The organism is Flavobacterium flavigenum, assembly GCF_027111255.2.
Lineage (GTDB): Bacteria > Bacteroidota > Bacteroidia > Flavobacteriales > Flavobacteriaceae > Flavobacterium > Flavobacterium flavigenum.
The window spans coordinates 1,494,332-1,506,952 of sequence record NZ_CP114285.2 but is presented as its reverse complement, the minus strand read 5'-3'; the positions used below and the strand labels follow the sequence as shown (position 1 = coordinate 1,506,952).

At 33.1% G+C, this 12,621-nt stretch carries 10 protein-coding genes; 6 read left to right on the top strand and 4 right to left on the bottom strand.

The annotated features are described in order from the left end of the window. The first annotated feature begins 148 nt into the window (after positions 1–148). The 5 genes from OZP09_RS05630 to OZP09_RS05610 all read left to right on the top strand — a co-directional run bounded on the left by OZP09_RS05630 (position 149) and on the right by OZP09_RS05610 (position 5,365). Complete coding sequence (locus OZP09_RS05630) at positions 149–1,363, top strand: hypothetical protein (RefSeq protein WP_269236940.1); 1,215 nt, start codon at positions 149–151, stop codon at positions 1,361–1,363. Positions 1,364–1,519: 156 nt separating this feature from the next. After that, complete coding sequence (gene capB / locus OZP09_RS05625; RefSeq protein WP_269236939.1) at positions 1,520–2,779, top strand: cysteate-C-fatty acyltransferase; 1,260 nt, start codon at positions 1,520–1,522, stop codon at positions 2,777–2,779. Between the two features lie 116 nt (positions 2,780–2,895). Continuing rightward, positions 2,896–3,372: a hypothetical protein gene (locus OZP09_RS05620; RefSeq protein ID WP_269236938.1), complete on the top strand. Its 477-nt coding sequence runs from the start codon at positions 2,896–2,898 to the stop codon at positions 3,370–3,372. Positions 3,373–3,566: 194 nt separating this feature from the next. Further along, positions 3,567–4,031 (top strand): GNAT family N-acetyltransferase, encoded by a 465-nt coding sequence (locus OZP09_RS05615; protein ID WP_269236937.1) that lies wholly within the window; start codon positions 3,567–3,569, stop codon positions 4,029–4,031. A gap of 68 nt (positions 4,032–4,099) precedes the next feature. Further along, positions 4,100–5,365, top strand: coding sequence for an MFS transporter (locus tag OZP09_RS05610; protein ID WP_269236936.1), 1,266 nt, complete (start codon positions 4,100–4,102; stop codon positions 5,363–5,365). Positions 5,366–5,545: 180 nt separating this feature from the next. On the opposite strand, the gene OZP09_RS05605 is transcribed toward OZP09_RS05610, so the two are convergent. Next, the gene (locus OZP09_RS05605; protein WP_223683395.1) at positions 5,546–5,920 is read right to left on the bottom strand and encodes a hypothetical protein; all 375 of its coding nucleotides are present in this window, start codon (positions 5,918–5,920) and stop codon (positions 5,546–5,548) included. Between the two features lie 47 nt (positions 5,921–5,967). Continuing rightward, a complete protein-coding gene (locus tag OZP09_RS05600) occupies positions 5,968–7,053 on the bottom strand; it encodes a Ppx/GppA phosphatase family protein (protein WP_281310436.1) in 1,086 nt (361 codons plus the stop codon). Between the two features lie 561 nt (positions 7,054–7,614). On the opposite strand from OZP09_RS05600, the gene OZP09_RS05595 reads away from it, so the two are divergent. Then, positions 7,615–8,247 (top strand): response regulator transcription factor, encoded by a 633-nt coding sequence (locus OZP09_RS05595; RefSeq protein WP_269236933.1) that lies wholly within the window; start codon positions 7,615–7,617, stop codon positions 8,245–8,247. Positions 8,248–8,285: 38 nt separating this feature from the next. Here the strand turns inward: OZP09_RS05595 and OZP09_RS05590 are convergent, their stop codons facing one another. Together OZP09_RS05590 and purL are read right to left on the bottom strand one after the other, a co-directional pair. Further along, positions 8,286–8,717 (bottom strand): hypothetical protein, encoded by a 432-nt coding sequence (locus tag OZP09_RS05590; protein ID WP_269236932.1) that lies wholly within the window; start codon positions 8,715–8,717, stop codon positions 8,286–8,288. Between the two features lie 194 nt (positions 8,718–8,911). Continuing rightward, the gene (gene purL, locus OZP09_RS05585; protein WP_269236931.1) at positions 8,912–12,565 is read right to left on the bottom strand and encodes a phosphoribosylformylglycinamidine synthase; all 3,654 of its coding nucleotides are present in this window, start codon (positions 12,563–12,565) and stop codon (positions 8,912–8,914) included. Between the last annotated feature and the right edge of the window lie 56 nt (positions 12,566–12,621).

Genomic DNA, 12,621 nt, shown 5'->3' with positions numbered 1-12,621 from the left:
AATACATAGAAACATAGATTTTTTACGAATAAAAGGGAGTAAATCTAGATTTTTAACGCATAGAGCTATGTGTATTTATGCAAGTGAAATGCCTTTATACTATTGCAGAAGCTATGTATCTATGTGTTTAAACAAAATTTATTCATTTATGAATTCTCAAAAAAGCTGGATATTTTGCTGTTTTTTTAATTTTCTGATTGCTTGCGTTTTCGGATTATTAATGCGTTTTATGTATCTTTTTTCTTTAGATTTTTTAAACTATAGTTTTCTGCTTCATGCGCATTCGCATGTTGCCATGTTGGGCTGGGCTTATATGATTGTTTATGTTTTGGTGGTTCATTTTTTTATTCCAAAAGAAAAAAGCCTGAAACCAATTTACAACCGTTTATTTTGGTTGACAGAATTTTCGGTTATCGGAATGATGATTGCTTTTCCAATCCAGGGATATGCTTTGTTTTCGATTATGTTTTCGACACTGCATATTGTATTGAGTTACGTTTTTTGTCGTTTGGTCTGGAAAGACAGTTTGAGAGATAAATCTCCGTCACAAAAACTTTTATTGACTTCAGTATTATTTATGATGTTATCGACTTTAGGGGTTTGGTGCCTTGGACCAGCTGTAAGTACATTAGGAAAACAAAGTGCTTTTTATCAGATTGCGATTCAGTTTTTTGTTCATTTTCAGTTTAATGGCTGGTTTATACTGGCAATTTTGGCTTTGTTTTTAAAACAATTTCAGGATAAAATTGATGAGGTTAAGTTTAAGAAGTTTTACTTTTTGATGATTGTTTCTACGCTTTTAACGGTTTGTTTTCCAGTTCGCTGGTTTGTCGAAAAAGATATTTTAAGCTATATTAATGCTTTGGGAGTTTTGCTTCAATTTGGCGCTTTTATTTACTTCTACAAAATGCTCAAACCTCAAATCAATCATTTCAAAAATACTTTAGATAAAACAACAAAAAGTGTTTACGGTTTGGCTTTATGTTCTTTGTTTCTCAAAGTCGGAATCCAATTGCTAACTATTTTTTCAAATTTAGCTCAAGTATCCCATCAAATCCGAAATTTTGTAATTGGATTTATTCATTTAACGACTTTAGGAATTATAACCGGATTTTTGTTTGGAATTTTGCTTCAGAATAAAATGCTTTCTCCCAATTCTCCCCTATTAAAAACAGGGGTGAAATGCTTTATTTCAGGATATATTTTGACAGAAGTTTTGTTGTTTCTTCAGGGCTTGTTTTTCTTTTTTGGAGAAGGAAGTATTTCAGGTTATTATCACAGTATTCTAATTTTTAGCATTCTTTTGGTACTGGGGCTGGCTTTAATTATGGCATCTCTGACAACTAAAAGAAGTGTAATTTGATATTTATTTTTTTATGAATTATTTCAGGTTTAGTCTTGTTAAATAGATTATACTGAGTATTTTTCAATAAAAATAAATGACTCTCTGAATTTTAGAATAATAATGATTATTTTTGCTCGCTGATTTAAGTTAAAATTATTACGACATTATTATATTATGGTAAAAGATTTATTCGAAAGAATTCAGGACAATAAAGGGCCTCTAGGAAAATGGGCTTCTCAGGCAGAAGGATATTATGTTTTTCCAAAATTAGAAGGTGAATTAGGTCCAAGAATGAAATTTCACGGAAAAGATATTCTAAACTGGAGTTTAAATGATTATTTAGGTTTAGCAAATCATCCGGAAGTTCGTCAGGCAGATACAGAGGCAGCAATACAGTTTGGTGCTGCTTACCCAATGGGAGCGCGTATGATGTCTGGACACACTAAATATCATGAACAATTAGAAAATGAACTGGCTGAATTCGTAATGAAAGAATCAGCTTATTTATTGAACTTTGGTTATCAGGGAATGGTTTCAATCATTGATGCCTTGGTGACTAAAAATGACATTATTGTTTACGATGTAGATTCGCATGCGTGTATCATTGATGGTGTTCGTTTGCACATGGGTAAACGTTTTACCTACAAGCACAATGATCTTGAAAGTATGGAGAAAAACCTGCAGCGTGCTACAAAAATGGCCGAAGAAACAGGCGGAGGTATTTTATTTATTACTGAAGGTGTTTTCGGGATGCGTGGTCAGCAGGGAAAATTAAAAGAAATCGTTGCCTTCAAAGAAAAATACAATTTCAGATTATTAGTAGATGATGCACATGGTTTTGGTACTTTAGGAAAAACAGGAGCAGGAGCAGGAGAAGAGCAGGGAGTTCAGGATAGTATTGATGTTTACTTCTCAACTTTTGCAAAATCTATGGCTAATATTGGTGCTTTCGTAGCAGCTGACAAAACAGTTATCGATTATCTGAAATACAACTTACGTTCTCAAATGTTTGCAAAAGCATTACCAATGATCCAGACACTTGGTTCTTTAAAACGTTTAGAATTATTACGTAAATCTTCTGCTATTAAAGATAAACTTTGGGAAAACGTAAATGCATTGCAAAGTGGCCTTAAAGAAAAAGGATTCAATATAGGTGATACAAACACTTGTATTACACCAGTATATTTAGAAGGAAGTATTCCTGAAGCGATGGTGATGGTAAACGATTTAAGAGAAAACTATGGTATTTTCCTTTCTATTGTTGTGTATCCTGTTATTCCAAAAGGGATTATTTTGTTAAGAATGATTCCTACTGCTTCTCATACTTTGGCGGATATTGAAGAGACACTTACAGCGTTCGAAGCCATTCGCGAAAAATTAGTTAATGGTACATACAAAGAGATTGCAGAACGCACTACAGTTGATGTTTCTTAATTAAAAAAATTCAATTCCTGATATGGAAATTATATAAAAAAAATCCACTCCTGATAAGAGTGGATTTTTTTATATTGAATTAATTTTATAGAAATAAACAGTAAAAATAAAAAATCATGAAAAAAGTATCAGTATTAGTAATCATTATGTTTAGTGTTTTGTCCTGTAAAAAAGAAACAACACAGCCGCAACCTCAAATTACTCCAAGCGCTCCTAAAGAAGCAGAAATTGTAGAGCCTGCAGGAGATCAGTGTTATACCTGGAATTCGAATGGAAGTGTAATCGAAATGAGTTTTAACGTAAACTCGCATCAGGAAGTAAACGGAAAACTAAGCTATAATTTAGCAGGTAAAGACAAAAACGAAGGCACTATAATCGGGAACATGGTTGGCGACACCCTGATTGCTGATTACACATTTAATTCAGAGGGAGTTTCTTCTGTAAGACAGGTTGTATTTCTGCAAAAAGACGGAACTTTTATCGAAGGATATGGAGAAACTGTTACCGCTAATGATAAGGTAAGTTTTAAAGATAAAAAGAAATTAAAATTTGATTCGAAAAATACATTGACTAAAGTAGACTGTACTGAGTAACTAGTTATAAAACATATAATAACAACAAACGTCCGAATTTTTTCGGACGTTTTGTTTTATAGCTATTCTCATGTAGTTTTAATTCTACACCAGCATTAATATTATTCGACTCTAAAGCATCTGTTTTTTCTCGTATAAAAATTAAATTTGCTTCTGTTAAGCTAATGTAAATTAAGCGTTGGTGGAAATTTGATATGAATAAATTAAATGATGTTTATGAGATTACCCCTAATGATTTTGACTCGGTAAAAGACATCATTTATGAATCTAAACTAATTGATGAGAAACTTCTTAATTTAGAAAATGCCGTATTATTTATTAAAGATAAATTATGCCGGAATAAGGCAAAAATATTTGTCAAGAAGCAGCAGGATATAGTAGTTGCTTTTGCTGTATTGCATTATAAAATAAACCCATTGTCTGTTTTTGAATACAATTGGCATATCTCCTATCTCTATGTTAAAACAGATTTTAGAAGAAAATCAATTGGCAGGGAAATCATGACAGCATGTTTTGATAATGCCCGGATAAATAATGTTAAGCATATTTCATTAAATACAGATACCGAAAATTTTGCAGCGCACCAGCTTTACGAAAGTTTTGGCTTCATCCGGAAAAGTTTTATTTCTAATTATTATTACTACGAAATTAAACTATGAGAATATAAAGTTGCTTAAATGTAAAATATCCAATTAAAATTTTAGAATAAAATATAAGTGCTAAACATATGATAATACGATTACTTAAAAATTATATTAAAAATTTTACGCAGTTTTCTGCCGAAGTAAAAGTTCTGGCAGTGACTACATTTGTTAACAGGCTAGGCGCAATGGTTGTTCCATTTCTTTCTAAATATATGCTGGAAGAATTGCACTTTAGTTATAGTCAGATCGGTTGGGTTATGGTTTTTTTTGGTACTGGCTCTTTTATCGGAACCTGGATCAGCGGTAAATTATCAGATAAAATAGGTTTTTACAAAGTAATGGTGTTTAGTCTTTTTACAAGTGGTTTACTGTTTATTCTGCTTCAGTTTCTAACTACTTTTTACAGCTTCTGTTTTGGTGTTTTACTTCTCACCACAATTTCAGATATGTACAGGCCGGCAATGCTGGTTTCATTAGATACTTACGCAGACAAAAAAGAGCGAACAAAAGCAATATCCTTAATTCGTTCCTCAGTTAATTTAGGTTTTATGTTCGGCCCTTTGATAGGTGGAATTATTATTACACTTTCAAGTTATAGTTTTTTATTTTACATTGACGGGCTGACCTGTATTTTGAGTATTTTATTATTTGCGTTTTTTGTGAAAGAGAAAAAACTGCTCTATAAGCTCAATGCCTTTAAATACTTAAAAGAAGAAAATTCATTACTGGAGGATAAGCCATTTTTAATACATCTGGTAGTTACATTGATAACAGGCATATTGTTTTTTCAGATGTTTACTACCTTATCCCTTTATTATAAGGAAGTCTTTAACTTTACAAGTGTCGAAAGCGGGTTGTTTCTGGCTTTAAACGGAGTGATAATATTACTTTTTGAACTCTCAATTGTTTCTTTTGTAGAATCGCGAAATATCAATAAACTACTAATGGTTTCTTACGGTATTCTTGCCATGAGCGTTAGTTATTTATTTTTATTGATTGAACACAATGTTGCTGCCTTAATTTTGATGATGATTTTTATGACAATTGGGATCATGCTGACTTTTCCGTTTGCTAATTCATTTGTTAAAAAAAGGTCTCTTAAAAAACAGGAAGGTAAATTCATGGCTGCTTTTACAATGAGTTATAGTGTTGCCCATATATTAAGTACCAAATCGGGCATGGCAATTATCGAATTGTACGGCTATAAAGCAAACTGGATATTCTTGTCCTGCCTTGGATTTGCAGGCTTTATTTTGGCATATCAGCTGATCTTTATTGTGAAGAAAGAAAAGGAACAGATTAAGGCTAAAATTATTCAATCCTTGTTTTCTGAATCAAAAATGGAGTAGAATAGTGTCCGTTTATCACAAATAAATGCCAGTCCAATTTTATTAAATCAATACAACTAAAAAAGCTTATTGAAATAATTCTCAATAAGCTTTTTAATCACGAAGTAAATTTCTCAATCATTTTATGAGAACTTCATTCAGTTTCATCAGATTTAATATTCAGGCAAGATTTGCAAAGCATTATAATTTACCTGAAATCTCTTTCTTGTATTTATTCAGTAAAGCTCTGGTTAATCCTAAATTGGCTTTTGTAGAATCTACTGCTAAATAAATAAAATATTCATTGTTTTCTGAAATGTCAATGATGTGAATCTGTTCTGTAAGCGAAATCATGATTTCATCGATTGATTGGGATAATCCAAGTGCATTTATGGCATTCAGTTTTGCTTTAACTACCTCAAGATTGAAGGCAGAAGCAAGTTCAGGATCAAAACTGGATACTGCGGAATTGCTGTAATAAGAAATACCACTTTTAATTTCGGTTATCGCAATTGCGATATAACCAGGAACGTTTTTCTTAATTTCATCCCCAAACTGTTGTAAAAAATCTGACATTATAAATTGTTTTTAATTGTTTTTATATAATTTTTTGTTTCTAAATGTTAAAAAACACTCTTAATCTTTTTTGAACGGTCTACTACATACGATACTAACCATGCAATTTGCCCTTCTTTCGCAAAATATATTTTTTTTGACTTCAGATTAGGAATGCTCTCCAGGCTGGCTATTAAAATAGTATTGGCAGCAATTAAATGCCTCTGACTGTAGGTATTTATAACTTTCTCCGCATTTTTATTGGTTTTAGCTAAGTTTTCGTATACAGTAAAATTATTTTTTAAAATAGCATCATAATCAATAATATCCTGCAATTGTAGCGGTACAAAATGATCGTCTTCATTATTTTTGCTATAAAAAAGAGTGGTAAAAGCCCAAAGTGCACCTCCGGATAAATAAATTTTCCTCTTATTTAGTGAAGTTGGTTTAGAGTTAAGTACATTCTTTATTTTTTCTCTTAAAATAGGAGCGTATTCAAATGCTTTTTCCTTGTAAACAGACATACTATTAATCTCACTTGGGATTACAATGGTTTTATTTATAGCTTCTGTTAAAGTAATCGTACCATATTCCAGATTTAGAGGGAAAAATTCAAATTTATTTTCCAAAACATTTACGTATCCTCCTTTGGTATTGCCTCCCCCAATATCAAGGATTAATGCGTCACCGTATTCTGTTGGAGGTATAGAACCTTTTAGGAGCATTTTACCCTCAGTATCAGCATCAATAAAATCAAGATCCTTGTTGGTCAGGGATTTTATTTTATTAATTAAATCTGCCGTATTATTTGCCATTGCTACTCCGGAAGACCCAACAATAAAAATATTTTCATCAGCAACATTGTATTTTTTTTTAATGGTCAGCAAATTCCCGTACACAATATTTACTGCATTATTTATATCATCCTGGGCAAGGCTGCCATCAATAGAAATATTTTTAGCAATACCAACATTTTCTGTCCAGAAAGCAATGATGCTGTAATCACCTTTTTTGATATTATTTACATCAATTACCGAAAATTTTATTCCTTTGCTTCCAATTTCTATTCCCGCATACATATCTTTTTGGGCAAAAGATTTTAAGCAGAAAAAAAGAATTACGATTAATGTATAATATATTGATTTTGTATGCATTGTATTTTTTGTTGAATACTTTAATTACTGAATTATTTCTGAATGCAGGGTATCAATTAGTGAAGTTTTTTAAAAGGACAAATTTCACTATTAACTGGAGAGAAATTTGTAGTCGATCAATTAATCTTGTGTAGAATTAATTCTACAATGTTTTTCTTTCTTTATTTTTTAGCTTTGATAGATAAATGATTCTAAATAATATATCGGATTTAAATTTGTATTTATTTGATATTACTAAAGATTCATTCTGCTAAATATTTTACAGTCCTTCATCTACAGAAAATTCTCGGATTTTTTAAAATAACAACGTTATACAACGATTTTAAAAACTTAAATCCTCAAAATCCCGTATATGTTATTAAATTTAATTGCTGAAAATGTTTATGTAGGAATTTTGTTAATGATAAATCAGGTTTTATTAATGATTAACTAAAGTCAAGCTAACAGATTAGGGATTAAATGGATAATTTATAATAGAATTTACCATATTACATCAATTTGAATTTTGAGATAGTAGTTTAATTAAGAAAAATTTGTACTTCGAAATTGTTTTATAGCCCCATGAAAAATAAATTTAAAGTTTTACTAGTTGACGATCATAGCGTAGTGCGGCATGGCCTTTCTTTGTTATTGAAAAGCATTTGCGAAGAGGTTGAGATTGCTCATGCTGATAGTTTTCAAGATCTTCTAAATAAATTAAAAGAAAATCAGGATTTAATTTTTTTAGACATCAGTATCCCAGGAGGCAATAGTACAAAAATGGTTCAGGAGATTCGGTTAAAATATCCGGATTTGTTGATTATGATGTTTTCTGCTTATGATGAATCGCATTACGCTCTGCGTTATATCCATGCAGGAGCCAATGGTTTTTTAAATAAATACAGTAAAGATGAAGAAATTATTCAGGCTGTAGAATCTGTACTTAAAACAGGCAAATATATAAGCAACGTTGTAAAAAATAAAATTATCGAAAATGCTTTGTATAATCTGCCAGTAAATCCCTTAGAAAAATTGTCGGAGAGGGAAATCGAAGTTGCAGAACTTCTGGTCGGCGGTGATGGAAATATCGAAATATCAAATAAGTTAAATATCCAAATGACAACTGTCAGCACTTTCAAAAGCAGGATTTTTGAAAAACTCGGAATTAATAATGTCGTTAAGTTGATTGATATTTTGAAGATTTACAATAATTAGGAATGAATCATTACAATGATTTAGAGCAGGCCAAATTTCTATTGTACATTGTAATCCTCGTAAATTTTTGTTCTTTCGCCCATCAAAAACATCTTTTTCTTAAGAAAATGAATAGAAAACTGGCTGTACATCCATTCGTTGCTGTCTTCTGTTCGATACCAAAATGTATATGAAGCACTGTTGTATCCGTCTTTACGTATAGCGGTGCCTTCCCAGTTGCATTCTATCCCCCAATTTATTTTTTTCTTCGTCATATCGTCATATTGTATCACGCCGGTTCCGTCTTCATTTAAAACCGTGCTTGGCTCTTTTTTGTCCGGAGGCAGAAATGTACCTGTGATATGATAAGGAAGTGTAGTGGTAATATAATGCTCTTTTGACTTGTATACGATTTGATCAACCTGAACTTGTGAATATGATTTTACAGTAACAAAAAATAAGATAAAAAGGAATGTTTTTAGGAATTTCATTTTACGCAGGTTTTAGGTTTTAAAACTTTTTTTGAAATGGGTATTTCTTTGGCTAATATACTTTAATTTTTGCAAGAAAATAACTGTTCATTTTTGAATTTAACGTTAAAAAAAATATTCGAAAACAAAATAAGCAATAAAAAAGCCTCAGCAAATAAGTATTGCTGAGGCTGTTCATATAATGAAAACTAAATTTAGTTTTTCTCAATCCATTTTCTGGCGTTCACAAACGCTTCATGCCAAGGCGTAACTTCGTCGTTTCTATCCTTTGGATAATGCGCCCAGTTCCATTGGAAAGTCGAACGCTCAATGTGAGGCATCATCACCAAATGTCTTCCGGTTTTGTCGCACATCATGGCTGTGTTGTAATCAGAACCGTTAGGGTTTGCCGGATATCCTTCGTAAGCATATTTAGAAACAATGTTGTATTGGTCTTCTGCATAAGGTAATTTGAATTTACCTTCTCCGTGAGAAACCCAAACTCCTAAAGTGCTTCCTGCTAAAGTAGATAACATAACTGAATTGTTTTCCTGAACTTTTACAGAAGTAAAGATACTTTCGTGTTTCTGACTTTCGTTATGGTGCATTTTTCCGTGAACTTCGTGCTCTGGATTAATTACTTCTAATTCCATAAACAACTGGCATCCGTTACAGATTCCGACGGATAAAGTATCTTCTCTTTTGAAGAAATTATCTAAAGCTGTTTTTGCTTTTTCATTGTATAAGAAAGCTCCGGCCCAGCCTTTAGCAGAACCTAAAACGTCTGAGTTAGAGAATCCTCCAACTGCTCCGATAAACTGAATATCTTCAAGAGTTTCACGACCAGAAATTAAATCGGTCATGTGAACGTCTTTTACATCAAAACCTGCCAAATACATAGCATTTGCCATTTCACGCTCAGAATTACTTCCTTTTTCACGGATAATCGCTGCTTTTGGACGAGGTTTGGAGTTGTCGATTTCTGGTTTTTTTCCTGTAAAATGTGCAGGGAAAGTATAATTTAAAACCTGATTTTTATAGTTTTCGAAACGTGCCTGAGCTCTTCCGTTTTTAGATTGTTTTTGATCTAATAAATAAGAAGTTTCAAACCAGATGTCTCTGTACTTCGCAATATCCAAATTATAAATTCCAAAATCCAAACTTGCAGTTTCCTGAACCGAACCTAATTTGAAGAACTCGATATTGTTCGCTTTTAATTTAGCTTCAACTGTTGCATCTGATTTTGCCTGGAATACGATTCCGATGTTTTCTGCGAAAAGGATTTTCAATAAGTCTTTTTCCGCGAAAGCTGAAAAATCAATTTTAGCTCCAAGATTTACATCAGCAAAACACATTTCTAATAAAGTAGTGATTAAACCACCGCTTCCGATATCGTGTCCTGCTAAAATTTGGCTTTCGCCGATTAATTCCTGAATCGTATTAAAAGCATTTTTGAAGAAAGCCGAATCTTTAATAGTAGAAGTTTCGTTTCCGATTGCATTTCTGATTTGTGCAAAAGACGAACCTCCTAATTTGAAGTCATCCTGAGACAAATTGATATAATAAATTGATTCTCCGTCTTTCTGTAAAACAGGTTCAACTACTTTTCTAATATCTGTACAGTTTCCGGCAGCAGAAATAATAACCGTTCCAGGCGCAATTACTTCGTCATTTGGATATTTTTGTTTCATCGAAAGTGAATCTTTTCCTGTCGGAATATTGATTCCTAATTCGATTGCGAAATCTGAACAAGCCTGAACAGCTTCGTATAAACGAGCATCTTCACCTTCGTTTTTACAAGCCCACATCCAGTTTGCGGAAAGAGAAACACCTTTGATTCCGTTGATAATTGGAGCCCAAACTAAGTTTGATAAAGATTCTGCAATAGCATTTCTAGAACCTGCAGCAGGATCAATTAAAGCGGCAATAGGAGCGTGCCCGATAGAAGTTGCAATTCCTTCTTTTCCTAAATAATCCAAAGCCATTACACCAACGTTGTTCAAAGGCAATTGTAATGGACCTGCATTTTGCTGTTTTGCTACTTTTCCTCCAACACAACGATCCACTTTGTTGGTTAACCAGTCTTTAGACGCAACTGCTTCTAAACGTAAAACGTCTTTTAAATACGATTCGAAATCTGCTGAATTGTAAGCAACATCAGCATATTTTCTGTCAACAGTTTTGTCTGTCATGATTGTTTTTGGAGAACTTCCGAAGAAATCTTCCAAAGCATAATCCATTGGTTTAGAACCGTTAGATTGTGACTGGAATGTAAAACGGTGATCGCCCGTAACATCTCCAACTTGGTACATTGGAGAACGCTCTCTGTCGGCAATTCTTTGTAAAGTATCGATATCTTTTTGACCAATAACCAATCCCATTCTTTCCTGAGATTCGTTACCGATAATTTCTTTTGCAGAAAGAGTTGGATCTCCAACAGGTAATTTATCTAAATCGATTAAGCCCCCAGTTTCTTCAACCAATTCAGAAAGACAGTTTAAGTGTCCGCCCGCACCGTGATCATGAATCGAAACAATTGGATTATTGTCGCTTTCTACCAAACCACGAATTGCGTTTGCAGCACGTTTCTGCATTTCCGGATTCGAACGCTGAATCGCATTTAACTCAATTCCTGAACCAAAAGCTCCTGTATCTGCAGAAGAAACTGCAGCACCACCCATTCCGATTCTATAATTTTCTCCTCCAAGAATTACGATTTTATCGCCTTCTTGTGGTTTTTTCTTAATTGACTGATCTAATTTTCCGTAACCAATTCCTCCCGCTTGCATGATTACTTTATCGTAACCAATTTTTCTGTTTGCTTCTTCGTGTTCAAAAGTTAAAACAGAACCAGTGATAAGCGGCTGTCCAAATTTATTTCCGAAATCAGAAGCTCCGTTTGAAGCTTTGATCAAAATATCCATTGGTGTTTGATACAACCATTTTCTTTCTTCCACTGCATTTTCCCATTTTCTATCATCGTTCAAACGAGAATATGAAGTCATGTAAACTGCAGTTCCGGCCAATGGCAATGAACCTTGACCTCCGGCTAAACGGTCACGAATTTCTCCTCCGGATCCTGTTGCAGCTCCGTTGAAAGGCTCTACAGTTGTTGGAAAATTGTGTGTTTCTGCTTTTAATGAAATAACCGAATCAAATTCTTTTACTTCATAAAAATCGGGTTTGTCAGCAGATTTTGGTGCAAATTGCTGCACTTTTGGTCCTTTCACAAAAGCAACGTTGTCTTTGTAAGCAGACACTATATCGTTAGGATTTTCCTGTGATGTTTTTTTGATTAATTTGAAAAGAGAAGTCTCTTTTTCTTCACCATCAATAACAAAAGTTCCGTTGAAAATTTTGTGACGGCAGTGTTCTGAATTCGCTTGCGAGAAAGCAAAAATTTCAGAGTCAGTAAGTTTTCTTCCAAGTTTTGTTGAAAGATTGTTTAAGTAATCAACTTCTTCTTCGCTTAAAGCTAAACCTTCCACTTTGTTGTAAGTCGCAATATCTTCAATCTCCAAAATTGGTTCCGGCTGAATGTTGATCGTGAAGATTTCCTGATCTAATTCGTTAAATTTTTGAGAAAGCATTGGGTCAAAATCGCTAAAATCTTCCGTTGCAGGATGAAATTCTTCGATTCTGATAATGCCCGGAATTCCCATATTTTGAGTGATTTCTACAGCATTTGTGCTCCAAGGGGTAATCATTGTAGCGCGCGGACCAACAAAAAATCCTGTTAATGCAGATTTTTCTATCTTACTTGCGTCGGCAAAAAGCCAGTTTAATTTTGAAATGTCTTGAGCTGAAATTTCGTTTTGCGTTTGTACTGCAAAAACAGTTTTGCTTTGGTTTTCAAAGAAATGGATCATTTGTGTAGTTTGTTGTTTTGAAGGTGCAAATTTAGTCAATTCAATTCAATAAAAAA